This is a genomic window from Nonomuraea sp. IBHARD001, assembly GCF_056106265.1.
In genome coordinates this window covers 4486434-4510495 of the sequence record NZ_JBWBBW010000002.1, presented here as the reverse complement: position 1 = coordinate 4510495, position 24062 = coordinate 4486434, and the positions used below count along the sequence as shown (strand labels likewise).

Sequence of the window (24062 nt, the reverse complement as noted above, 5' to 3'; positions counted from 1 at the left end):
GGCCAGGCCGTTCTTGGTCTTGCGGACGTTGTCGCGGCGATCGTCCTCGGGACTGCGGGCAGCCGTTGGCCGTGCCCGCGAGAAACCTGGCTGGATGCGTGGGCACGGGGTCGTTCTGCACGCGCTGTCAGCCCGCGAACCCGGCTGTGGCCATCCGCACGTGCTCCGGTCAAGGTGCCGTAGGAGCTTCTTCTCCCTGCTCGTGGTCGGTGATGAGGGCGTTCAGGGCGGCGGCTTTGTCGGCTTCGGTGGGCAGGGCGTACCGGCGGGTGGTGTCCAGTGAGCCGTGGCCGAGGAGTTCGGCGACCAGGATGGGGTCCTTGCCGTCGCGGATGAGCTGGGTGGCGAAGGTGTGGCGCAGGACGTGCGGGCTGAAAGGTTCGGTGGGGTCGTCATTGAGGCCCACGGCGTCGCCGAGGCCGGTGATGATGTCGCGGGCGGCGCGGTCGCTCAGGCGGCCGCCGCGGTGGTTGAGGAATACCGCAGTGTGGGTGTCGGCCCCTTTCCAGTCGGCGCGGTCGCGCAGCCAGTCGGTCAGGGCCCGGCGCAGGTCGGGGTGGACGGGCAGCGGGCGGATCTTGCCGCCGTCGCGGCCCTTGCCACGGATGCGTAGTTCGCCCTTGCGGGCTGAGAGGTGGACGTCGGCCAGGTCGAGGCCGACGACCTCGGAGATGCGCAAGCCGGCGTAGTAGGGCAGCAGGGCGATGGCCGTGTCGCGCGCAGATGCGGTGAGCTGGACGTGGCGGAGGTAGCGGCGGGTGCGCCGGGCGTCCAGGGCGCGGGGCGCGGGGCGGCGGGCGTCGCGTTCGCGGCGCGCCTGGGGCTTGCCGAGGCCGCGGCGGGCGTAGAAGTCGTCGATGGCCGACAGGTAGGTGTCGATGGTGTTAGGGGCGCGGCGGCCGTTCTTCAGATGTCGGCGGAAGTCGCGTACGGCGCCGGTGGCGGCGGTGGGGTCGGTGAGCGGGTCGCCGTCCAGGGCGTCGGCTTGGTCGGCCAGCCAGGCCAGGTAGCCGCGCAGCCGCGAGGCGTACTTGGTCTTGGTGGAGTCGGCCAGCGGGGCGTGCGAGAGCGCGGCGGTGTAGTCGGCCAGGACGGCGGCGTGAGGGGCGGGGAGCGGCACGGCCCGCGACCGGCTTGTGTTTCCGGAGGCTGCTCCGGCTGGTTGGGTGATGTCTGAGGGCGGGTTTCCGGAAGTCACTCGCTCAGTTTACTTCCGGAATCGCGCAATTCCGGAAGTGTTGCGGTAGGGTGGAGACACCGAGGACTTTTCGAGCGTTGACATTCAGGTCGGCGTCGCCCACGGCGAACCACCACCGGCCCCTCGCAGGGGGCCCGGACAGGTCAGGCCGTCCATGACGTCGACGCTTCCTTCTCAACGCACCCCGCTCAGCCCTGTCGCATCGGCGATGCCGTGGGGCGATTCCGCGCTCCGGCTCGCTCTTTACCCGGTACCGGATCGCCGGGCCCTGGTGGACGGGGCCTGGTGGCCCCACTCCCACGACGCCGCCGCCGAGCTGCCTCATCTCATCGCCGCCGTCGATCAGCGGCTGGGCCGTACCATCCTGCGGATAGGGGTGTACCGGGACGCCTGGCAGCACATCCCGCGACGCATCCCGGCCCGTGGCAGACAGGTCCGCGTCGGCTGGTTCCGCCACTGCGACCCGCGTGTGATCACTCTCGTCTTCGCCACCGGCGAGCCGATCGTCTTGCTGCTCATCCCACCCGACACCGCAGCCGACGCCGCCGAGGCCGCGCTCAGGCTCACCGCGCAGGACACCGTCGGCCCGGCAGTCGACGACATCCTCATCCTGGCGAGTCTGCCCCCCGATCCCGCCTTCCGGACCACCGGCGCGGGGACTACCGACAGCCCGGCCCGCTGGGAGGACGAAGGCGGATCGGTCATCACGCCGAAGGCAGGAGCCTCGGACAACCCGGCCTCGGACGACCAACCTCAGCACCAGCGTGAGATCACCCATGTGCCGCCTGCCGGCCGGATCGAGCGGATCCAGGTATCCCTATCCAGCGGTGGACCGCTCTCCGGCCGGCAGGCATCTGTCCGGCCCCCCGATTCGCAGCCTCTCCGAACAGGAGACTTCCATGACTGTCATTGACACCGCCCCGCCGCTCGGCGGGGTGGGCGCCGCGGCGCCCACCTTGATCCACCTGTCCGGGAACATCGACATCTTCACCACCGAGCAACTGCGCCAACGGCTGCTCAACGCGCTCGGCTACAGCACCAACCTGCTCGTGCTGGACCTGTCCCAGGTCACCTTCTGCGGCGTCGGCGGGCTGGGCGTGCTGCTCGGCGTGCAAGGCCGCGCCCGGGCGCGCGGCATCACCCTGGCCCTGACCGGGCTCACCCCGTTGCTGACCCGGCTGCTGCAGGTCTCGGGCCTGGAACACCGATTCCCGATCATGGTGTGAACGGCCATACCCAACGCAACTCTCACCGACGTGGGCTGCGACGGCCGCTCGCCGTTCCCGCGACCCGCCACGCCCGCCCGGATCGGCCTCACCCAGGTGATGCTGACCGCCGCGATCGTGGTGGCACCGCTCCTCGCGCCGGCCGTCGGCTGGCGTGGGAAGCGGCCGTACCCTTGCCCGAATGATCGAGGGGCTGCTGCTCCACCTGGCCAGTGCGGAGATCGATCGCCAGTACACCGATACCCATGGCGCTTCGGTCGTGGGTTTTGCCTTCTCGCACCTGTTGGACTTCAAGCTGCTGCCGCGGCTCAAAGCATCGGCTCGGCCCGCTTGTACCCGCCCGAGGGTGACCGAAGCAGAGGCCTGGCCGCAACTGGAGTCCGTCCTGTCGGGCAAGAGCATCGGCTGGGAACTGATCGCCAACCAACACGACCAGATGATCAAGTACGCGACCGCGTTGCGGCTCAAGCCCGCCGAGGCCCACCAGATGATGCGCCGGTTCACTCGCGGCTGGCCCCGAGCACCCCACCTACCGGGCGATCGAGGAACTCGGACGGGTGATCCGTACGATCTTCATCGGCGACTACCTCGCCGCCGAAGCACTTCGGCGTGAGATCCACGAGGGCCTCAACGGGGTGGAACTGGAACTCGGCCAACAAGGACATCCTCTACGGCAGGGCCGGCGATCTGACCGGCGACGACCGCGAACACGCCGAAGTATCCGCGCTGGCGCTTCACCTGGTGCGTTCACGTTGGGTGTGTCGCTGCGCCCTCGGCCTCAGGCCATCAGTGGGAAGCTGCCGCTCAGCGCGGTGATCTGCAGAAGCCGCCGCACGGCGGCTGAGGGGCCGGCCAGGGCCAGCGCCCGCCGATGGTGGAGGGCGTGCAGTCTGCTCAGCACCAACGCGGACAGTCCTTGGGCGTCCATGAACGACACCGCCGACAGGTCGATGACCAGCAGCCCCTCGGGGTGGGTCTGCAACGCGGCCTGGACGCACCCGTACAGCAGCGGTTTGCCGATCAGGTCTACCTCGCCTGCCGCGCTCACGACCACGAACCCGTTCAGCCGCGCGGTGGAGAGCACCAATGCGTCCATGATCGCTCCAGACCAGGCGATAGGCGGAGCCGAGCGAGGGACACCCCCTCCGGAACCCTCGCTCGGCCCCAGCGCGTCCTCGTCAGCTCCGCGTCGATGCGTGTGTCGCAAGGTCTGGACGGCACAGTCCACCACGAGTGGCGTGGTGTACCACAACCAACCGTCACATTAGGCGATCAGTTGTACACATGGCGCAGCATACGCTCATGATGGTCGCCGCGCATCGTATCCGCCCCCTCCGCGCCACTTCCTTTGATCCACCCCGGTCGACGGGCCCCCGACGGGGTGAGGGCTTCAGCCCAGGTGTGCCGTGCCCGGAGCGGGTTGAGGCGGGAGCGCCCAGCCCAGCTGGTCCGTGCCGCACTGGGCCGCTGACCTCTGAGGGGCGGCGAGGGTGAAGGACAAGACGCTGCGGTAGGCCGTGAGATCGGCCAGGCGTAGCAGGGTGCGGCACACTCCGTGCAAGCGCAGCCAGCCGCCGGCTTCGAAGAAGCTGGTGGTGCCCAGCACGAACAGGCGCAGGCCGGCCACGTCGCAAAATCGCAGGCCGGTGATGTCGACGATGACGTACTGGTCTTGCTCGGCCAGCAGTTCGTTCAGCTCGCGCTGCAGCTGGGGGCAGGTCAGCAGGTCCAGGTCCCCGGTCAGCGTCAACACCCAGTGATCGCGATCACGGGTCTTGGTCACGGTCAACTCGGTCATGGTGCCCACTTCCTCGCGGGGCATCACATGAAGATACGGGTCAGGCCGCGAGATCCACTGCCCAGCACACGCTGGGGTTCATAGACCGTGCGGCAGCATCGCGGCGTCGCCGCGGGGTCCGGACGGCTCCCAGAAGATCACGATGTTCGCAAGCTTCAGATGGTGCGAAGTGTCTGAGATGCGGTGGAGTACCACCAACTTCACCATAGACCCCGACCCCACCTTCCACCAGGCCATCTGCCCCCAAAGATCCTCCAGACCATCCATGCCCCGGCGCCCCCGGTCACAGGGGTAGAGCCAATGGCGATCGGGCGCGGTCAGAGCGGTGGACGGCAGGTGGTCTTATGGGTACGGGCGAGTTCGGGCAGCAGGATGTCTCCGTTGATGACGGCGTGGGCGACGTCGGTGAGTTTGCGGTTGTTGGCGCGGGCGTAGGCGCGCATCGTGGTGAACGCCGCGTCCATCGACTGGTCGCCGCGTTCGGCGAGCATGCCCTTGGCCTGCTCGATCAGCACTCGGGTGTTCAGCGCGACCTGTAGTTGCTGTGACAGCAGCGTCCGTTCGCGGGCGGCCCGTTCGCCAAGCAGGCCGATCGTGGCAACGTCGGCGAAGGCCTGGCCCAGTGCGGCGGTGTCGGCGTCCAGACCTCCGGTCGTGGTGCTGAACAGGTCGAGGGCACCGATGACTTGGTCACGCAGGCGCATCGGCATGGCGTGCACGGCGGCGAAACCCCGTTCGTGAGCAACCGCGGCGAACTGCGGCCAGCGCGCAGCCTCGGCGGCCAGGTCCGCCACGGCGACTTGCGTTCCGGTGGCATAGGCGTCCAGACACGGCCCCTGGTCGGCTTGCAGCTGGAACAGCTCCAGCAGTCGAGACTGCTCGCTGGAGGCGGCGATCAGCTGCAGGTGGTCGGCCTGATCGGTGAGCAGGAGCCCGGCCGCGTCCACCTGGAGCACTTGCACGCACCGCTCAGTGAGCAGGTGCAGGAACTCGATCACGTCGAAGTCGGCCACCAGGGTGTCGGCCAGCTCGACGAACACCCGTGCCAGACGCTGTTCACGCGGCATGGTCTCCCTCCCTTTCCTCCCCTTCAGGCCCTGCGTGCTCGCAGAGCTTTCGCACACGGTGTTCGGTTCAGTCGCCCGGATCGGCGGCCAGGTCGGGGTCGAAGTGCAGGATGCGGGCCACGACCAGGCGGGCGATCTCGGCCACCCCCACCCCTTGACTGAAGGCGTGGGCGCGCAGCCGCAGCAGCGCTTCGGCCAGACTCGCACCCAGCTGGACAGCGATCATCCCGGTGGCCTGGTAGACCTCCGCCCGGCTCTCTTCCATCCCACCGAAGGGCTGCACCTCCCGCCCGGGACTCGCCTGAGGGTGGGCGGTGTGCAGCATGACGCCGAGCGCGGCCGCGGCGAAGGTGAGCGCATCAGCCATCTGTTCGGCCGTCAGTGGCCCGCATCGGGTCCTGTACAGATCCAAGGTGCCCAGCCGGATCGCGCCGACCTGCAACGGAAAGGCGAACACCGCCCGCGCCCCGGCTTGCACCGCGGCCGAGGCGAACCACGGCCAGCGGGCGGTCGTGGCCGCCGAGCTCAGATCGGCGGCCAGGCAGCTGCCGCCGTAGGTCCACGCCTCCACCCCCGGCCCCTCACCCAGGGTGAATTGCAGCTCCTCCACCTGCCGGGCCACCTCATCGGTGGCATACACCAGGCTCTGGCTGGCCAGCTCCGTCGACAGCGACAACGCCGACCCGTCCACGCCCACCGCGACACTCGCGATCCGGCACACGTGCCCGGCCGTGACCGGCTTCCCGTCGGCGCACCCGATGATCGACGCCCACGCCCGTGTCTCCCGCGTCTCCCGACCTTCGCCATCGACCGCCACCTGGCGATCACCACCTCACCACCCGAGGGCGCCGTCTCGCGTGAAAGTCGCTGTCACCCCACCATCGCACTCCGGGCCGGGCTTCCACAGCAAGTACCGGCCTACTGCGGTAGCTCGATGGTCACGACCATACTGACCTGAAGCGCCTTCTCTGACGACCAAGGTCAAGCAGTACGCATTTGCTGCGGCAGGAGTGGAGAGGCTGACCATGACCACCAGCCCCGCCCACGTGATCCCTTGCGACCAAGATCGCCCCGAGACCTACGCCGACGCGGTCGAGGCCTACCTGCGTTCGGCCGGGATCGGCGCCTCATCCACGCGGATCTACCGCATCTCGCTGACGACCTGTGCCTGGCTCGCCTGCGGACAGCACCCCTCGGCATAGACCGCCGCGACGCACCCGCGAACCGATTCGCGCCCCTCGCCAACCCGGCGACCGTCGACCTGATCGCCGCCGCCATAGTCCAGCGGGCCCACCTGGTCGACGCCGACACCGACGCCGACGCCGTCAACCGGGAACCGTCGACCATGAAGGCCGCCACCGGCTGGTGGCGCAATCGCGGTCGGCTCGCCTCCAACCCGACCGCCGGCATCGAACGACGGCCCGCCCCGCCCGACCGGACCAAGGCCCTGTCACGCGAACAGCTCGCTGCCGCGTTCGACCCCAAGGCCGGAATCCAGGAAATGGCCCTGTGGAAGATGCTGTACGAAACGTGCGGGTGAGCCCAGGAGATCCTCACCCTCGACATCGCCGACCTGCTCTTGGCCGACGAACGCGGCCGGGTCGCATCCAAAGGCGGCGTGACCGACTGGGGGCACTGGCGATCAGGCACCACCCGACCCCTGCCCCGCCTGCTCATGAGTCGCCCCCACGGCCACGGCCCGCTCTTCCTCACCGACCGCAAAGTCCCCGCCCGCACCCCGACCACCGACGTGTGCAAGATCACCGGACGCGGCCGGCTGTCCTACCGGTCCCGGCACGTGCCTCGGTCCGGTCTCTGGAACGCTACGCCCGCCCCGGCCTCGACGCCGTCGCCGACCACATGGCCAGGCGCGATCCCGCCACTCGCCGCCGCCGATAGCTGCCAGCACTCCCTGCAGCTGCGGTCGCCTGGAAACAGTCCGTCTCGGTCTGACGCCTGTTAGTGGACAACCACAGCCACCCCACAGCCGTGCGACTACACGCAGTCGCTGCCGTCACGCAGGGTTACTTTGCGGCTGGTGACGACTACCCGAGTGGGGGCACATGAAGGCGCTCCCGTCGTGGGCGTACGCGCGCAGCGTGTTGGCGGCCAGGCCGCGCTCGACGGGGCCTGACGAGCATCCGAACGAAAAGTCCCGCTAGCAGGACCCAGCTCGGCGGCTTACCGTGACTTTCCGCTCGAATGCGCTTCACAGGCAGGTTCTCGCAGGTCAAGAAGGTGGGCATCCCCTGCGTATCTCTTGCAGTTCGGGGATGTGGTTGTAGAGGGTGCCGACCGAGATGCCTAGCAGTTTGGCGATCGAGGTGACGGAGCGCTCGGGGTCCGGGAGTAGGTCTCGGGCGGCCTTGAGGAGTTCGGCGTCGACAACGGTGGGGCGGCCGCCGGTGCGGCCGCGGGCCTTGGCGGCGGCCAGGCCTTCATGGGTGCCAGCCACGATGAGTTCACGGATGAACTCGGCCAAGGCGGCGAAGACGTGAAAGACCAGTCGGCCGCCGGGGGTCGTGGTGTCGAGTTGTTCGTGCAGGCTGGTGAAGCCGACCTCGCGGCGGCGCAGATCGCCGACCATGGTGATGAGGTCGTGCAGGGATCGGCCGTAGCGGGCCAGCTCGGGCACAACCAGGGTGTCGCCGGCGGACAGGAAGGCATGGCAAGCCGCGAGTTCTGGGCGTTGGGCGTTCTTGCCGGACTTCTTGTCGGCGAAGATTCTGCGGCAGCCGGCGGTGGTCAGGGCGTCGATTTGACGGTCCAGGTTCTGGCCGCGGGTAGAGACGCGGGCATAACCGATGCGGATCTCGGACCGTACGGCGGGGAAGGCGGCGAGAAAGTCTTCGGGGAGTTTCAGCGGGGCGGTCGTCACCCTCAAACTCTCTCAACAAACGGTCTCCAGAGTTGTTGAAGATGCCAGGTTGTTGAAGCGAGTTTTTGAAGCCTGTCGGCCCTGGTCGGCCTCTGCGGCATCACAGGCTTCAATAAACGTTCGTTTGTTGAAGGCAGCCGCTCATTCGGTGACTTCGCGAGCGCTAGTGGGAACCGCAGTGTTGCCTGCGGCCCAGGCGGCGAGCAGGCTCAGGCCGTCGCCGGAAGGGGTACCGGGCTGCGCGGAGTAGGTCAGCAAGGTCAGGGGCTGCTCGCCGGACAGCTCGAAGGCTTCGTAGTCGAGGTCGAGGTCGCCGATGGCGGGGTGGTGGAAGCGTTTGGTGCCGTGCCGGTGCACGTAGACGTCCTGGGCGGCCCACCAGGTCCGGAACGGGTCGCTGCGCATGGACAGCTCGCCGATGAGGCTGGCCAGGTGCTCGTCGTGGGGGTGGCGGGCGGCGGCGATGCGCAGCGCGGCCACCGCCGAGCGGGCCACGCCCGCCCAGTCGGGGTAGAAGGCCTGGGCGTGCGGGTTGAGGAAGGTGAAGCGCATCGAGTTGACCGGCAAGACCCCGCCGGCGGCGAACATCGGCGCGTACAGGGCCAGGCCGAGCGGGTTGGCGGCCAGGATGTCGAAGCGGTGGTCGCGCACGAACGCCGGCACGCCGGTCATCGCCTCCAGCACCCGGCGGACCGCGGGCCGTACCTCGGGGGTCTTGACGCGGCGGGCGCGGGTGGGCGGGGCGGCGGCGGCGCGGGCCAGGTGGTGCAGGTGCGCGGTCTCGGTCTCATCCAGGCGCAGCGCGCGGGCGATCGCCTCCAGCACGCTGTCGGAAGCGCCGGCGAGGTTGCCGCGCTCCAGCCGGGTGTAGTACTCGACGCTGACCCCCGCCAGCGCGGCGACCTCGCTGCGGCGTAGCCCTTCGACGCGGCGGCGGCCGTGGGAGGGCAGGCCCGCCTGCTGCGGGCTGACCTTGGCCCGGCGGGAGGTGAGGAAGGCCTTGACCTCGCTGCGGTTGTCCATATTCCCAGGTTAGGCATGATTCGGGCGGGGAGGGGGTCCCTGCCGGTACCCCTTTGGCCGGTGACTGCCTCCCGACGCCGATGAGGGGTTTGCTGGGAGCATCGCCTGATCGAGCGAGCCAGCAGGGGTCAGGACAGGTCAGGCAAAGAGTGCTTTGCCCGCCTTCGAGCCCTTCGGGAGGCCCGAGCCCGCCGGACCGGGTAGGGCTCGGTTCGGTGGCCACGACCGGGTGCGAGCACCGCGGTCGCGGCCCGAGAAAGGTGACGATCATGAAGCATGTGAAGCTCGGCGAGCTGGACGTGGCCCGGATCGGGCTCGGCGCGATGGGCATGTCCCACGGCTACACCGACTCGGGAACCGATGAGGCCGAGTCGATCGCCACGCTGCACCGCGCGCTGGAGCTGGGCGTCACATTGATCGACACCGCCGAGATCTACGGCCCCTATACCAACGAGGAACTGCTCGGCCGAGCGCTCAAGGGCCGCCGCGATCAGGTGGTGCTGGCGACGAAGTTCGGGCTGATCTCCCATGCCGGCGCGGGCCCATGGACCCTGGACAGCAGCCCGGCCAACATCCGCACCGCCATCGAGGGATCCCTGGCACGGCTGGGTACCGACCACATCGACCTGTACTACCAGCACCGCGTCGACCCCGGCGTGCCGATCGAGGAGGTCGCCGGAGCGGTCGGCGACCTGATCGCGGCGGGCAAGGTGCGGGCGTTCGGGTTGTCGGAGGCCGGGCCGGACACCATCCGCCGCGCCCACACGGTCCAGCCCGTTTCCGCGGTGCAGTCCGAATACTCGTTGTGGACGCGTGGCGTGGAGGAGCGGGTACTGCCGGTGCTGCGCGAGCTCAGGATCGGCCTGGTGCCGTTCGCGCCGCTCGGCCACGGCTTCCTCACCGGCAACGTCCGCTCCGACACCGAGTTCGCAGAGGGCGACTTCCGGCACGGCAACCCCCGCTTCACCGGCGACAACCTGCAGGCCAACCTGCGCATCGCCGATGAGGTGCAGGCCGTGGCCACCGAGGCCGGGGCGAGCGCGGCGCAGGTGGCGCTGGCCTGGCTGCTGGCCCAGGGCGACGACGTCGTCCCCATCCCCGGCACCAAGCGGGTGCGGCGCGTGGAGGAGAACATCGCCGCCGCCGACCTCCACCTGAGCGGCGAGCAACTGGCCCGGCTGTCGGCGCTGCCGCCCGCGGCGGGTGCGACGCACACCGAGTCCGGGCTGGCGATGCTCGAACGCTGACCACCAAGCAGCCAGCTTGCACTCCGGCCTGCCGCGTGCGGCAGCCGTACCGATCACGATGAAGGAGCAGTCATGAACACCGTCACGCTGAACACCGGCGTCCAGATGCCGATCCTGGGCTTCGGGGTCTTCCAGATCCCGGCCGAGGACACCGAGCAGGCCGTCAGCGACGCTCTGGCCGCCGGCTACCGCAAGTTCGACACCGCCGCCTCGTATGAGAACGAGGAGGCCGTCGGGCGTGCGCTGGCCAAGAGCGGCATCGCGCGCGAGGAGCTGTTCGTCACCACCAAGCTGTGGGTGCAGGACAACCCCGCTGAGAAGAACACCCGGCGGGCGTTTGAGTCCTCGGCCACCAAGCTCGGCCTGGACTACCTGGACCTGTACCTGATGCACCAGCCGTTCGGCGACGTCTACGGCCAGTGGCGGGCGATGGAGGCCCTGTACGGCGAGGGGCTGGCCAAGGCGATCGGGATCTCCAACTTTTACCCCGACCGGGTCGTCGACCTCGTCGACCACAACGACGTCGTCCCGGCGGTCAACCAGATCGAGGTGCACCCGTTCTTCCAGCGCGCCGCCGACCAGGAGCTGGGCGGCGAGCGCGGCATCGTCGTCGAGTCGTGGGGGCCGTTCGCCGCGGGCAAGAACAACCTGTTCACCGACCCCGTCCTCACGAGCATCGGTGAAACGCACGGCAAGAGCGTGGCGCAGGTGGTGCTGCGCTGGCTGATCCAGCGCGGCATCCCGGTCAACGCCAAGTCGGTCAGCCGCGAGCGGATGACGGCCAACCTGGAGGTGTTCGACTTCGAGCTCACCGATCAGGAGATGGAGCGCATCGCCGCCCTGGACACCGGCGCCAGCCTGTACTTCGACCACCGCGACCCGGCCATGGTCACCTGGCTGGGCAACCGCCGCACCGGCTGACAGAGGGAGACTGCCATGCACAGCTCCCCCCGCGCTCTCGATCGCCGCCAGGTCCTGCGCGGCGCACTGCTGCTGGGAGGCGCCATGATCACCACGACCGCTTGCGGGGACGGGCCCCGCCCCGCTGGCAGGCCGACTGGCCAACCGGACGCTGGGCCGTCCTCGCAGCCAGCGAGCCCGCGCCCGTATGCGGCGGGCCGCACGGTGCTACTGGCCTATTTCTCCCGGCCAGGTGAGAACTACTACAAAGGCGGCCGCCGCGACCTCGAGGTCGGCAACACCCAGGTCCTCGCGCAGATGATCGGCGACCGGCTGGACTGCGACGTCTACCGGATCCAGCCCGCCGACCCCTACCCCCACGATTACGAGCAGACCGTCGCCCGCAACGTCGAGGAGCAGAACGCCGACGCCCGCCCCGCCATCGCCGGCCGCCTGCCCGACCTCGGCCGCTACCAGATCGTCCTGCTGGCCAGCCCCATCTGGAACATCCGCGCACCCATGATCATGACGACGTTCACCGACCGGTACGACTTCACCGGCAAGACCATCCACCCCCTCACCACCTACGCCATGAGCGGCCTGGGCACCACCGAAGCCGACTACGCCGCCTCCTGCCCCGGCGCCACCCTCGGCGAAGGACTAGCCGTACAAGGGGAAACCGTTTCCGGTGGCGGCCCCGACGTTGACGCCTGGCTCCGCCGTACCGGCCTGCCGCGCGCGTGATTGCGGCCCTCGCGCCGATCTAAGCCAGCCCGGCCAGGGAGAGCTTGGCCAGGTGATATGGACCGAGGGGCGCGGGGTGTCGATCGCCTGCTCCCGCGTGTCCACCGGCCGGATGCGTCTGCACGCCGACGGGCGCCTACCACGAGTGGCTGTCGTCCTCCCCATCCGGTTCATCGGGGTTGCGGAGCGGGCGGACGCCGGCGGGGCCGAGGTCCGGCAGAGCGAAGGAGTAGGTGCCGATCACGTTCAGGTGTTGGCGCACGAACGGCGACAGCCGCGCGCTCCAGCGCCTTCTCCAGGTTCTTGCCCGATGTCACAGCCGGGCCCTTGCGCCAGCGCTCCAGGTCGGAGGCGCGCCTGCCGTCCGGCACCTCCAGCAGCATCTGCAGAATCGTGCGCTGGCGCGGGGTCAGCGCCTCCAACAGGGTGTCGTAGAGCCGGTCGGTGGCCTCATCGCGCACCCGGGCCACCAGCCGGGCCAGCGTGGTCACGCCGGGCAGCAGGATCTTCTTGGTGCGCAGCCACGTCAACCCGTCGTAGAAGATCGTCTTCTTGCCGTCGCCGGTGTTCCACGCCCGGGCGTCTACCCAGGCGATGAAGTCCGCCTCGGCCTCGGAGAAGTCCGTCAAAGCGTAGGCGTCGCGGATCACTTCCTGGTGCTCGAAGGGCGTGCTACGGCGTTCGGTGTAGCGAGCGACCTGCGCCATGTCCTCGATCCCGAGCTGGTCGGCGAGGTAGTGCAGAACCTCGCCGGGCACATCCAGTGGATCGGTGAGGAACCGGCCGACGAACCGGGCCGTGGTCACTTGCAGAGCGAAGCCGAGACGATGGTGCGCCCCACGCCGTTCGGCGATCAACGCCCGGTCCGCGTCGTCGAGGAAGAAGAACCGCTCCAGCTCCGCTTACGACGGAGCACCCGAGAACCGGCCGTAGACGGCGGCCTCGTCATCACTGAGGAACTCAACTGGCATAGCCGCCGAAAGTAGGGCAGGTTCAGCGGCCAGGACGAGCAGAAGATCAAATAGTTAGCTGGCGACGCTGCTAACGGGACTTTCCGTTCCGATGCTCGCCATGCCCCTCGACCAGGCGAGCGGCATCCTCGCTCAAGCCGGTCGCGCCGGGGCTTGCGGCCGAGTCGGGCGGCGGCGCGGTTGATCGGATCGCGATCTCACCCTTGTCGTTCCCTTGTCGTTCAAGGCACCTGCTCTTCGGGCGCACGTCGCCTGACTGGCGATAGGCGAGCTTGACGCTACTCAGGTGTGACTGTGCATGCTTCTGTCAGCTCAAATTCGTCGCCTGGTGTCAGTAGCATTCTGCAGCTTTCTGTCAGTAGCAGTTCGTCAGCCTCTGTCAGTAGCCTGCCGCGTTGCATGATGCGCCGCAGTGGATTGAACGCAACTCGGCTGACGTCGTCGCAAAGGTAGACCGCTTGGTCCGGGTGTAGCCGGTCGAGCAGGGGACGTCGCCGACGCACGTGTGGCGTGTTGGTGAGAGTGCCGTGGTCCGGAAACAGCAGCAGTTGACGCTATGGAGTCGGATGACTTTCTAGAGTTATGTTCCCTGTGTGGTGGATGTGCAGAGCGTCACTTCTGAGATGAACGCCGACTGCTGAACAGTTTGAGCGATTGGGGTGGGTTGCAATGGCTTGGCCTACACCCGGCTTTGGGGACGAGCCACTGCATGAGCTGCGCGGACCGGTTGCACGACGTCTGCTCGTACTCCACCAGAAAGGGGCGATGACTCCCGAGCACATCGGCGTACTCGGAAGTTGGTTAGGGGTGAGCGAAAGAACCCTGTGGCGATGGCTGAAGGCCGCTCGCGAAGAGGGGCGTTGCCAGCGGAAGCCGTCGCGGCGATTCGCCATCACCGACGAGCTACGAGTTGAGCTGGCCTTGTTGGGTGGCAACGCCTCTCACCTGCACCGCAGATTGATTCAGCAAGCAGATGGCGGCGAGGTTCCGAGCTTGGCGACCCCACATCGGGCGATCCGACGTGATCTGTCGTCAGGGGAAAGAGCCGGGCTGAGGAAAGGCGAGAAGGCGCGTCGCGCCCACGACATCTGGCTGCAGCGGCCCAAGGGTCCCGGGCACGAGGACAAGAGCCATCGCAATCTCGTCTGGGAAGGAGATCACAAGCAGCTCTCCATAGAGGTGGACGTCGAAGGAGAACTCCACAAACCGTGGGTCACATGGTTTGTCGACCATGCGACCAACGCCATCTGCGGGCTGGCTGTTACCCCTACCTATCCTTCCCGGGAGAGCGTGCTGGTCGCGTTACGTAGCGCGATCGTGAACGAGGCGCCGCTCGGGCCCTTCGGGGGTCTGCCCGCTGCGATCCGCGTGGATCGGGGCAAGGACTTCCTGTCCAATGCCGTCAAACAGGCGTTGGCCCGCTTCGGTGTCGTGGTTGGCGATCTGCCCGGATACAGCCCATGGTTGAAGGGGGTGGTTGAGGAGTTGAATCACGCGGTGGACGAGATGTTCCTGTGCTCGCTCCCGCGATACACCCATCAGGCTCGGCTCCAGGGCGGCCAACCGGTGGATCCGGATGCGCCCGCGCTGATGTTCGAAGCCTTTGTGGGGTTGTTGCTGGAATGGGTGCAGGAGTGGAACACACTCATCCCCAAACCGGTGCTGGGTGGACGTACGCCGCAGCAGGCGTGGCTGGAAGACCCGACACCGTTGGAAACCGTTCCTTCTGCTGATCTGCGACTCATGATGCTGGAGGACGACGGCCGGGTACGGGTGATCCGTCCTGATGGTGTTCAGTGGCGTACGCGCATGTACGTGGGGCCGTGGATGAACGGCTCGGCCAATGACGGCCGACGGGTTCGTCTGCGGTACATGCCACACCACGACCATGAGATCGAGGTTTTCGACGCGGTGAGCGGTGCCCATCTGGGGCCGGCGTTCCTGTCGAACGCCGCAACCCGCCAGCAGCAGAGGGAGGTGCTGGCCGCGCGCCGCTCCGCTCAGAAGGAGCTCACCCAGACCCTGCGTAGGGCAGCGCGCCAGCGTCGCGTGCGGTTCGAGGCGGCCACTGTCGCCCAGCCGCCCCGAGTGCTGGGCAGTATGACTGCGGCGGAGGCCCACGCCGAACTGGACAACTCCTATCGTCCGCTGAAGCCCGTCACTCGCCCTGATCTGTTCCCCTTGCCGGAACCCAGTTTTCGCTGGGTGGTTCCCAAGCACGCGGATGCGGCCGACTCCAGCGAGCATACGGAGTCTTCGTGAACACCGGATTCTCCGGAATCCCGGGCCCCGATGATCATCACCTGCGGTTGCGTAACGCCAGCCTGATCGCAACAGAGGGACTGCTCACGACGAAAGAGAACCTGCGCGAGGTGATCGATCTTCGGGCGATGATGTGCCTGCACGGGGACGCAGGCGTGGGTAAGACGTTGTCGGTCAACGAAGCGCTGCGTGACCTGGCACCCGAGCAAGCTGTGCGCGTGCAGTTTCGCTCACACCCCTATCCTCGTGATATCCGCGAGGTGCTCTTCGAGGGGTTGGGTATCCCAGGCAAACAACCCGGGAGGGCGGGCCAGTTCGACCGGCTGCTCAAGGACGTTCTCAGGCAAGAGTTCCGGGTCTTGGTCTGTGATGAGGCGCAATGGCTTTCGCGCGAGTGTTTCGAGCTGTGGCGGCATCTGTGGGATGACCCGAAAACCCAGATCGCCATTGTTTTTGTCGGGGGTGACACCTGCTACCAGGTCCTGCGACGAGAGCCTATGCTGGCCTCGCGTATCGCCATCTGGCAGGAGTTGCGCCGCCTGTCGCGAGACGAGGTCAGGCGTGTCATACCCGAGTATCACGGGATCTGGCGGAGCGCAGATCCGGATCTCATTGTCTATACCGACACGCACGCGGCGCACGGCAACTTCCGGCTCTGGGCCACGATCACCGCCTTTGCCAGCCGGGCGCTCAAGCGCTTGGAACGCGACACCATCGACGAGGAAGTCTTGGCCTGGGTGTTCAGCAAGCTCGGTGGCATCTCATGAGCGGCGACGCTGGACAGGCACATGTGGCGGCGGTGACGATCGTGCTTGATCAAGAAGACGACAGTGCAGTGACGCGCCGGGCCCTGACCGTCCACAACCTGGAACACGGGCTGATCACCGTGCATCCCACAGTCGGCACGCGCGCTCTGATCGCGCTGGCCCACGATCTGCTGACGGCCCTGGGAAAGCGCGTAGGAACCGATGCGGAGTCCAAGTTGCCCAGCAGAGCCTGGCAGCAGGTGGCGGCCTGGGTGGGCGCGTATCGCATCAGCGAGATCATCGTTCTGCGCACGCATCTGCTGTCCAAGCCCGCCCTGGCCCGCCTGGTTCAGCTCACTGCGGAGACGGGGGCCGCCCTGCGCCTGGTGTGGCACGACCGACCGCCGCTCAGCTGGCATGACGTCCTACCGTCGGCTGTCATCACGGTTTTGGACGATGTGCAGCACGCCTTTGATCAGAGGCGCGGCAGGCACATGCTCAGGGTCGAACCAGCCTCCCTGCCCATGTACTGCAAGGCGGCGATCACCGACCCCGATCACGTCAACCACGTTTTGGCGCGAGCGCTTCCGCCGGTTCCCACCAGCTCGCTCACCCGATTTCGCGCAGAGCTCTACCGCCAGTTCGGCTCCGAGGATTTCGCTGACGCTGACACCTTGTATCGGTACGGCATGGATTCGGCGTGCGCGTTCTTGACCGGGCACGCGCACTATCACTCCGAACCTGTACCGCGCGCCAGGGGCGACGGGCCCCAGGCCTCGCCGGCGCTGCCTCAACAAGATGGTGCCGGTGTCCTGGTCTATTATCCGTTCTCCTGGAGCGACACTGTCGCTTTGCACAACTATTTGGTCGCGCTCATGCTGGGCAGTCCATCGGCTGATCACTCATTGATCATGCTTCGGGGTGCCGAGGCCGGCTTTCTTCGCCACGGGCTGCTGCTGTCACCGCCCGGCGATCCTGCCGTCTATGGCGGCGCTGGGTTCGGCGAAGCGATTCTGACAGCGGACAGCGTTGAGCTGATTCGTGGATATCTAAGCGATCCCGTTCGTGCTGCGGCCCTGGCTTCTGTGTTATTCACAGGTCTATCTCCGGCTGAGCTGGGATCGGTTGTGCTTGAGGATCTGTCTCCCGACGCCTCTCAGCTGGCTGTGCGCCTGTGGACTACCGGCTGGAGGCGGGATGTGCCCTTCGTCTTTCCTGTGCCAGGTGTCGCACGCGATGTGATGGAGGCGGCTCGCCTGTACTTCTGGTTCCTGCACTCCTCCACAGCTACTCCTCTGTCTCCGCTCGCCCCACACCAGCAGCACCTTCTTACCGAACAGATGGTGATGAGCACGCAGCAGCTGCGCCTGGACGCTGAGCGTGTGGGCCTGGATATGCCGGTATGGACGCGTCATGACGACAGAAGCGCGACGTGGCAGTTACGCACACGATGTGCGTGGGTCGCCGATTCGTTGCATGACAACCTGCACCGGAGCCCAGGCAGGGAGGAGGGCTTTCATGTCCCGCAGACTTGATCTGCACCATGTCTGGCGGATCGCAGCAGCGCAAGGAGTTGCACGGGAGACGATTGCCGCACGTTTGGGGATGCAGAGCGGAAACGAATCGGCCCTGATGCGAGAGATAGGCCTGGAAGCGCTCAGCGCACAGCAACTCGTCACTCTGGCTGAGGCTTTGTCAGTCACTGTTGACGAGCTTCTCACCTCCGTCCAGGCCAGGGACGACGGCACTGATTCGCTGAATGACGCAGCCGCGCTGGCGGGGGCCCTGGTAAGCCATCCACGCCTGGCGGAGAGCACCATCCTCGCCGCATGGAAATGGACTCCCGGGCGCCTTGACCGCGCAATTGCGGCGCTCTACACCCACTTGCAGCCCCTAGGGCTGACTGTGCGGCGTCGGGGTGGCCGCCTGGTCTACGACACGACATGGGACTGGTTTGAGCGTCGCGAGCAGGCGCTGGCGTTGAAGCACGACGACGAGGATTCACTGGATCCGGGCCAAGCTCCGGTCATGCTGCTCGCGGTACGCGCCCATATGCTGGGGCCTCATCCGGGTCCACCGATGGTGGCGTGGGACGTCGCGGAGGACCTCTCCGCACAAGGAGGCGCCATGGCGCCGACGCGAGGCTGGCGGAGCTACCCAGTCCGGCTCGTTCCCCATCCCGACCTGTTGTTTGCCTTGGGGCTGTCCAAACGCCCTGGGACGCGAAGGCGAAGCCGTGGGTAACGAGGCGCGCTGGTCGGGATCGGAACTCGGCGCGCGTGTGATGGCAGCCTTCGACACCGCTTTTGTCAACGTGGAAATGACACTGGAACGGCGCTGCACACTGATCAACCTCACGTGGACGTGGCTGGAAGGCAAGTCCACGGCAACCCGTATGAGTTACCTCCACAGCTTGTCGTCATGGTGGCTGTATTGCTGCGCGGATCCCGCCGAAGCCTCGGCTTTTGCGGTCTCGTCGTGGCTGGAGGGGTCATCCGAGCAGGTGAGGGTTGGTTCACACGCCCGAGTCGGAAAACAGCGACTGTCTGCGGTTTCGTCATGGTATCGGCATCTCGTCTCCCGTCAGGCATGTGAAAGCAACCCGACCATCGGCATCCGCGTGCCCGTCCGCGAAAAGAAGACCGAGTCACCTTCCACGCCGTACCCGTGGCTGCTGAGCGCTGCAGCCACGGCTACCGTGGTCGAGGTAGCTGTCTGGCAGGCAGAGCAAAACAGGTCGGAAGCGGCCTGGCGCGACTGCGCGGCGGTTTCCCTGCTCTTCTTAACCGGCATGTCCGTCGACGCCCTGGTGAACGCAGACATGACTTCGGTGCTCGGCCTGTCGGACCTCGACGATCAACTCACCCTCTGGACAGGACCCGGCACGCCGTCCAAAGCGCCGACCCGAGTGCTGCCCACCCCTGCCCGCTCCCACCTGGCCGCCTATCTCACCCGACGTGCCGCCAGGCGGGCATGCCGACCGCTTTTCCTGCGCGGAGCGCTCCTGGCCACGGTTCCGCGCGGCACTACCACGCCAGACCAGCGTCTCAGTCGCCTGCACTTCAACAAGCTCTTGCTCAACCTGCTCCTCGACGCTGGAATCGCGATTCCTTCTGACGCCGTACCCGTGCTGGGCACGCCCTCGTCCGGGCAGGCGGCGGGCGCGAGCGCATCCCATGCAACACCGATCGCGCCCATCCGGTCGCGGTGAGCAGAGCGAGGCCTATGGCAGGTCATCGCCGCCGGAAGTCCCTGGTGCAGCCTGAGCGGTCCGAAACAGTTCTACGGCAGGAACCTGAAGGGCATCGGAGATCCGGAACACATGGTCCAGCAACGGACTGTAAGCGCCATTCTCGATGCGATTGACTGTCTTTCGGTCGACATCCGCGATTTCGCCCAGCTGCTCTTGGGTGAATCCGCGCATCTCGCGCAGCTCGCGGAGCCGCAGACCGAACTGTCTGCGCAGCTCAACGAGCCGAGGAGTGATCGCGGATGGCACGTACCAAAACTGGTATGTACTGCGCCGTAAGTCTGTACCATGCTTGGTACATCTAACGGAGGGTGACCAGGCCGGTTGCCTTCCGGCTGGCTGTCCGCCGTGAGGGAGTGCCAGTCCCGGCACGCGGTGCAGTCCGAATGAGGAGGAGCCGGGTGCCCGCAGCGAGAAAGTACTCCGACGCGTTGAGGCTGCAGGCGATACGCCTGTACCGGGAGACCGATCCGAGGCCGTCCATCAGCGGTCTGGCCGCGCACCTCGGGGTGCACCGCGAAGCTCTGCGGACCTGGATCCGAGAGGATGAGGCAAGCCGCAACAAGAAACAGGATGCACTGGTCACCATTCCGGTGACCGAACTGCAGAGCCTGCGCAAGGAGAACGCTGAGCTGAGGCGGACCAACCAGATCCTGCGCGCGGCCAGCGCACTGTTCGCCGCGGAGCTGCACACATCAGTGTGAGATCCTCGCAGGCAGGCACGACATGCGGCGAGCTCCAGGAGTTCGTTCGACGCGCCGATGCACCAGCTCGGCAGCGATCACCGACGGGACGGCGCTGAGAGCTTCCCAAATGGCGAGGAGCCCTATTCGGCCTGGTCGACCCCACGCACCCGCCGCCGTCAGTGCGAGCGCATCACGCCTGGGGCTCCAACGGTGATGATTCAGGTCCCCAGCAGGAGCCGGCGGGCGTCATCCTGGCGATCGCCGACGACGGTGAACGCATAGTCGTCATCGTCGTGGGTGATCACATAAGCCGTGTACACCCCAGTCGGGGAATGGTGTGCGGCGGACATCGTTCGCGACTCGTAGGTCCAGGCGTCGTCAACCAGGCGCACGCAGGCGATGCCGTGCGCTTTGGCATATCTTAGCGCTCCGCTCTGAAACCCGGACGCAGCCACGACGACGCCTTTGTGCGCCCCGATCGACTTCATCTTCGAGTGCAGTATCTGAACATGTTCGCGCTTGACCGGAGTGGCGTGACGCTTGCACTCGAACAGGACAAGGAAGTCCATTCCCGCAACCTGGAAGCGGAGGCTCACATCGATGATGTATTCGCCGTCAGGTGCCGCGATGGTGTCAAGGTGCTGCACGCGCCAGTCACGGACTTCTGGACTGATCGACATTGCGATCTTCTCCACGGCCCGTTCATACTCGGTCGGCCCGAGCTTGAACGTGGGCCAGTGGTCTTCGTCATTGCCAAGAGTGATCGCCACAGGGTCGCTAGTCATGATTGTTGTCCTCACTCGGGGGCTGTTGTTCTTAGTCCACGGAGGCAGGCAGGACGTCGGAGAAGTCGATCTGTCCCCCGTCGCCCTGCGCCGCTGTCGCCGCGCGGCGTAGCTGAGCCAGCCGGATCACGCTGCCGCCGATGCACGCCAGCAAGGTCGCGTCGTCGCTGTCGAGGATGGCCGCAGGGTCGATCAGGTCCTGTTCGCGCAGGCGCAGGAAGTCCATCCGGCCCAAGGCGCCGTCGGTGTGCACAGCCAGCGGGACCAGTTCGGCGGGGATGCCGAATTCGAGCTGTACGGGGAGCAGGGCCGCGAGCTCATCCAACTGGGCGCTCGGATGCAGGCAGCGCGCGATCTCAACGACGGCGCCGATGAGTCCTTGTGTGCGGTCGGCGACGGCGCGGGCGGGCCCGGCCGCATCGTTGCCCGGCAGGTGCCGCATGAGCAGTGTCTCGATCGTCCCGATCTGCACACCGCCCATCCAAAGCAGGCATGCCACCGCGCGTTTGGCTCGAGCGATGCCGATCGTCTGCGAGGGGCCGGTGTGAAGGGCGTTGAAGACGGGGGCGGCAAGCCCATGTCGCTCCAGTTCGCCGAAGAAGGTTTGCAGCTCTGGGCGCCAGCCTCGGTGATTGACGCGAATGCGCACGTCGTCCAACTCGTCGGTGAGCTGTGCGGCGGCGATCAATGTGGCGCGATTGAGATGCGAGGGTTGAACACTTCGCAGCGCACGCGTAACCCGTACGGCCGAGGACACTTTCAAGCCGCTTTGTGCCACATAGGTGCCCAGCTCCGTCAGGGCCAGCCCTGACGTGGTAGCGGCCAGCAGCTCCGCATCGATCAGTTCGGCCAGTGTCTGTGACACGGCTTGCGGCGTGAACGGGGCCGGCTCGCCGGACAGGCGACGCTGATGGGCGGCGAAGCTGTCGGCGAGGAATGCCACCACGTCATCGACGCTCAGCACGTCGGCGCCTTCGCGGTGCGACGCGACACTCACGATCCGCAGGACGAGGGTATACAGGTCCTGCTGCACGTCCAGCAGCTGGGAGTGCAGATCTTCCGGGGAACCCGTGACGTAGCGGCTCCAATGGTGCTGGGCGGCGATGTCGCCTCTGACGATCAGGATCGAGCGACCGCTTTTGCTGAGCCCGAGACGTCCGGCCCGGCCCGCGATGTTCTTGTACTCGGCGACGGTATAGGGGGTCAGCGTCCTTTGAGGGCCAGGGTGATCCAGTTCGACGATGACGACGGTCTCGGCAGGCAGATTGACACCTTGTGCCAGCGTCGTTGTTGAGACGAGAACGCGAATCTCGCTGCCAGGAGCACGGAACTGCTCTTCCAGGGCGATCTTCTCGTCGCGGGCCAAATCTGAGATGTGAAAGGCGACACCGCCGCCCAGACAGCGGCGAAGTTGGGCCAAGACTGCGCTTTGATCCCCGCCAGCCAGGACTTCCAGTGTCGACGTGGCGGGAGGAAGGCGCAGAGCTTCTGCAAGATAGTTCGCGCAGCTGCGGGCGGCGCCGCGGGTGCTGCGAAAGACGATCACTTGCTGGCCGTCGCCGACCAGCTTGGCCACCAGCGGAATGACCAGGTCGCGGTTGCGCTCCACCCAGGGTGGAGGGGGGATCAGGGATTCGGACATCTCCGAGCCGTCCACGGCGAGGTGACGGTGCATGCCGTCGGGGCCGAGGACGCCTTCTAACAGGGGAACGGGACGCTCGGTGCGGCGGATCACCTTGGCGTCGAGCCAGCTGTTCAGCCCGTTCAGATCGCCGAGCACCGCGGAAAGCGCCACGATCTGAGGCGCGACACCGGCTGCCCGGCGCACCCTCAGCAAGGTCAGCAGGAACTCGAGGTAGCCGCCGCGCCCGCGATCGACGATCGTCTGCACCTCATCGATCACTACGACGGACAACATCTTGAGCAGGTGGGCGTTCCCAAGGGCGAGGCCTGCGAACTTCTCATATGTCAGCAGGGCTAGATCGAACTGTCCTCGCAGCAGAGCGGGGATGTCGTCGCTGGTTTCGCCGGTGGCGCGGATCGTCTGCAGTCCCAATGGGCCGTAGGTGCTGGTGAACTTCCGGTGTTGCTCATTGACCAGTGCTTTGGTCGGCAACAGGAACACCGTCCGCCCTCCACTTCGGGCAGCTCGCATGGCGGCCAGTTCGCCCACCATGGTCTTGCCTGAGGAGGTGGGGGCCGAGACAAGCAGGTTGACGCCCCTCAGGAGACCGCCTTCATTGATCGCGGCGAGCTGCAGCGAGTTGAGACCCTCAAATCTGCTCGCCCAAGCTTCCAGGACCGACGGCGGAATGCCGTGCTCGCTCAGGCTCGACAGCCTTGCGGTGGCCGGCGATTTCGCAGATGGTGGACACAGGGCCGAGTACAGCGGGCCAGTGGGTGTGAAGAGGGGCCACACCAGCTCGCCGTCCACCTGCCCGCGTAGGCTCGGCTCCTGTTTCGCCGCGACCGTCCCAGACGCCTTTGCTTTGACCTCGCGTACCACATACCCCAAAAGCTCGTACAGGGCGACGTGGTCCTGGCTAGCGCCCGCCGATCCCAGCAGAGCCTGCAGCAGATGGTAGGTCAGCAGCCCGTGACCGAGTCGTGGATCCTCCCAGGCTTCCTGATCACCGGCCGAGGCGGTCAGAATGAGCCGCCCCACCCCGGCCAGCTTCTCCAGCCGAGCAGTGGTGGACAAGGGCAATCCCTCGCCGCCGCGGGGGGCGAGGGGGGCGTTGAGAACCTTCGCCCCGGCGCCGCCCGAGAAGCAGCAATCCAGGACGACCACGAGTTGACGGGCTGGGATGGCGCTCACCAGGTCCGTGAACTCCTCAAGCGACAGTGTGGTGGACGATAGCTGGGCCGGGTCGGCGTCATATGTCACCAGTTGATGGGTGTCGGATCCGTGCCCGGAAAAGGCCACGACGACGATGTCGTCCTTCGTGCAGGCACTACGCAGCTCCACAAGAGCTGCCACGACTGCCGCACGGGTCGCATCGGCGTTGACGAGCAACTCGCTGCTGCCACCTAGGTTGTCCGAGAAGATGGCATGCAGGGCCCTCGCGTCGCGTACGGCGGATGCCAAGCGGCGAATGCGGTGTGAACGGTATCGGTCAACGCCGATGAAAAGCCCACGAAATTGCCGACTGGCCCCCTTATCGCCTGGCATTTCCGACCTCATGATCAGACAGGCACGAACTGCCTCACGGTGTCGCGCATGATCGAAAGTACTGGCCGGGCAGATCGCGGCCCGGTCCGCGCTTTGCCGAACTCGCCCC

At 66.8% G+C, this 24062-nt stretch carries 24 protein-coding genes and 1 pseudogene; 14 read left to right on the top strand and 11 right to left on the bottom strand.

Translation table 11 applies throughout. The annotated features are described in order from the left end of the window. Positions 1-169: 169 nt before the first annotated feature. Positions 170-1120 carry a tyrosine-type recombinase/integrase gene (locus ACTWNK_RS22715; RefSeq protein WP_474306481.1) on the bottom strand — a complete coding sequence of 317 codons (951 nt, stop codon included), beginning with the start codon at positions 1118-1120 and terminating at the stop codon, positions 170-172. Positions 1121-1352: 232 nt separating this feature from the next. Between ACTWNK_RS22715 and ACTWNK_RS22710 the strand changes: the two genes are divergently transcribed. The 3 genes and pseudogenes from ACTWNK_RS22710 to ACTWNK_RS22700 all read left to right on the top strand — a co-directional run. Next, entirely contained in the window at positions 1353-2111 is a 759-nt protein-coding gene (locus tag ACTWNK_RS22710) for a DUF5994 family protein (protein WP_474306480.1), read from the top strand. Continuing rightward, positions 2098-2424, top strand: a complete 327-nt coding sequence (locus tag ACTWNK_RS22705) for an STAS domain-containing protein (protein ID WP_474306479.1) — start codon at positions 2098-2100, stop codon at positions 2422-2424. The genes ACTWNK_RS22710 and ACTWNK_RS22705 overlap by 14 nt, the downstream gene beginning before the upstream one ends. Positions 2425-2605: 181 nt before the next feature. After that, a pseudogene (locus tag ACTWNK_RS22700) lies at positions 2606-2920 on the top strand (Tn3 family transposase); the annotation flags it as partial. A gap of 282 nt (positions 2921-3202) precedes the next feature. Here ACTWNK_RS22700 and ACTWNK_RS22695 read toward each other — a convergent pair. The 4 genes from ACTWNK_RS22695 to ACTWNK_RS22680 all read right to left on the bottom strand — a co-directional run bounded on the left by ACTWNK_RS22695 (position 3203) and on the right by ACTWNK_RS22680 (position 6106). Beyond that, positions 3203-3520, bottom strand: coding sequence for an STAS domain-containing protein (locus ACTWNK_RS22695; protein WP_474306478.1), 318 nt, complete (start codon positions 3518-3520; stop codon positions 3203-3205). Positions 3521-3814: 294 nt separating this feature from the next. Further along, positions 3815-4222, bottom strand: coding sequence for an STAS domain-containing protein (locus tag ACTWNK_RS22690; RefSeq protein ID WP_474306477.1), 408 nt, complete (start codon positions 4220-4222; stop codon positions 3815-3817). Positions 4223-4539: 317 nt separating this feature from the next. Next, positions 4540-5289 carry a GAF and ANTAR domain-containing protein gene (locus ACTWNK_RS22685; RefSeq protein WP_474306476.1) on the bottom strand — a complete coding sequence of 250 codons (750 nt, stop codon included), beginning with the start codon at positions 5287-5289 and terminating at the stop codon, positions 4540-4542. A 67-nt stretch (positions 5290-5356) separates the two neighbouring features. Then, on the bottom strand, positions 5357-6106 hold the full coding sequence (locus ACTWNK_RS22680; RefSeq protein ID WP_474306475.1) for an ANTAR domain-containing protein: 750 nt from the start codon (positions 6104-6106) through the stop codon (positions 5357-5359). Between the two features lie 208 nt (positions 6107-6314). On the opposite strand from ACTWNK_RS22680, the gene ACTWNK_RS22675 reads away from it, so the two are divergent. Then, on the top strand, positions 6315-6491 hold the full coding sequence (locus tag ACTWNK_RS22675; protein ID WP_474306474.1) for a hypothetical protein: 177 nt from the start codon (positions 6315-6317) through the stop codon (positions 6489-6491). Positions 6492-6634: 143 nt separating this feature from the next. After that, positions 6635-6829 carry a hypothetical protein gene (locus tag ACTWNK_RS22670; RefSeq protein ID WP_474306473.1) on the top strand — a complete coding sequence of 65 codons (195 nt, stop codon included), beginning with the start codon at positions 6635-6637 and terminating at the stop codon, positions 6827-6829. A gap of 690 nt (positions 6830-7519) precedes the next feature. Here the strand turns inward: ACTWNK_RS22670 and ACTWNK_RS22665 are convergent. Then, positions 7520-8167, bottom strand: a complete 648-nt coding sequence (locus ACTWNK_RS22665; RefSeq protein ID WP_474306472.1) for a recombinase family protein — start codon at positions 8165-8167, stop codon at positions 7520-7522. Between the two features lie 141 nt (positions 8168-8308). After that, positions 8309-9190, bottom strand: coding sequence for a helix-turn-helix domain-containing protein (locus ACTWNK_RS22660; protein WP_474306471.1), 882 nt, complete (start codon positions 9188-9190; stop codon positions 8309-8311). 269 nt (positions 9191-9459) lie between these two features. Here ACTWNK_RS22660 and ACTWNK_RS22655 point away from each other — a divergent pair, with 269 nt between their 5' ends. From ACTWNK_RS22655 to ACTWNK_RS22645, 3 genes are all read left to right on the top strand, one after another. Beyond that, positions 9460-10437: an aldo/keto reductase gene (locus tag ACTWNK_RS22655; protein ID WP_474306470.1), complete on the top strand. Its 978-nt coding sequence runs from the start codon at positions 9460-9462 to the stop codon at positions 10435-10437. A gap of 72 nt (positions 10438-10509) precedes the next feature. Beyond that, complete coding sequence (locus ACTWNK_RS22650; RefSeq protein WP_474306469.1) at positions 10510-11358, top strand: aldo/keto reductase; 849 nt, start codon at positions 10510-10512, stop codon at positions 11356-11358. A 204-nt stretch (positions 11359-11562) separates the two neighbouring features. Next, positions 11563-12081 (top strand): flavodoxin, encoded by a 519-nt coding sequence (locus ACTWNK_RS22645; RefSeq protein WP_474306468.1) that lies wholly within the window; start codon positions 11563-11565, stop codon positions 12079-12081. A gap of 170 nt (positions 12082-12251) precedes the next feature. On the opposite strand, the gene ACTWNK_RS22640 is transcribed toward ACTWNK_RS22645, so the two are convergent. Continuing rightward, complete coding sequence (locus ACTWNK_RS22640) at positions 12252-12977, bottom strand: DUF4158 domain-containing protein (protein WP_474310955.1); 726 nt, start codon at positions 12975-12977, stop codon at positions 12252-12254. Between the two features lie 840 nt (positions 12978-13817). Between ACTWNK_RS22640 and ACTWNK_RS22635 the strand changes: the two genes are divergently transcribed. Genes ACTWNK_RS22635 through ACTWNK_RS22615 form a run of 5 tightly spaced genes read left to right on the top strand, consistent with a single transcriptional unit; the run spans position 13818 to position 19271 of the window. Beyond that, positions 13818-15314, top strand: a complete 1497-nt coding sequence (locus tag ACTWNK_RS22635) for a transposase (RefSeq protein ID WP_474306467.1) — start codon at positions 13818-13820, stop codon at positions 15312-15314. After that, entirely contained in the window at positions 15311-16081 is a 771-nt protein-coding gene (locus ACTWNK_RS22630) for an AAA family ATPase (protein ID WP_474306466.1), read from the top strand. Before ACTWNK_RS22635 ends, ACTWNK_RS22630 begins: the two co-directional genes overlap by 4 nt. Positions 16082-16113: 32 nt before the next feature. Beyond that, complete coding sequence (locus ACTWNK_RS22625; protein WP_474306465.1) at positions 16114-17595, top strand: hypothetical protein; 1482 nt, start codon at positions 16114-16116, stop codon at positions 17593-17595. After that, on the top strand, positions 17579-18304 hold the full coding sequence (locus ACTWNK_RS22620) for a hypothetical protein (RefSeq protein ID WP_474306464.1): 726 nt from the start codon (positions 17579-17581) through the stop codon (positions 18302-18304). The genes ACTWNK_RS22625 and ACTWNK_RS22620 overlap by 17 nt, the downstream gene beginning before the upstream one ends. Then, a complete protein-coding gene (locus ACTWNK_RS22615; RefSeq protein ID WP_474306463.1) occupies positions 18297-19271 on the top strand; it encodes a hypothetical protein in 975 nt (324 codons plus the stop codon). Before ACTWNK_RS22620 ends, ACTWNK_RS22615 begins: the two co-directional genes overlap by 8 nt. Before the next feature lie 12 nt (positions 19272-19283). Here the strand turns inward: ACTWNK_RS22615 and ACTWNK_RS22610 are convergent, their stop codons facing one another. Beyond that, a complete protein-coding gene (locus ACTWNK_RS22610; protein ID WP_474306462.1) occupies positions 19284-19559 on the bottom strand; it encodes a helix-turn-helix transcriptional regulator in 276 nt (91 codons plus the stop codon). 152 nt (positions 19560-19711) lie between these two features. Here ACTWNK_RS22610 and ACTWNK_RS22605 point away from each other — a divergent pair, with 152 nt between their 5' ends. Continuing rightward, positions 19712-20014, top strand: coding sequence for a transposase (locus ACTWNK_RS22605; protein WP_474306461.1), 303 nt, complete (start codon positions 19712-19714; stop codon positions 20012-20014). A 200-nt stretch (positions 20015-20214) separates the two neighbouring features. Here ACTWNK_RS22605 and ACTWNK_RS22600 read toward each other — a convergent pair whose 3' ends face one another. Then, complete coding sequence (locus ACTWNK_RS22600) at positions 20215-20781, bottom strand: restriction endonuclease (RefSeq protein WP_474306460.1); 567 nt, start codon at positions 20779-20781, stop codon at positions 20215-20217. A 31-nt stretch (positions 20782-20812) separates the two neighbouring features. Further along, entirely contained in the window at positions 20813-23953 is a 3141-nt protein-coding gene (locus ACTWNK_RS22595; protein ID WP_474306459.1) for a DEAD/DEAH box helicase, read from the bottom strand. Between the last annotated feature and the right edge of the window lie 109 nt (positions 23954-24062).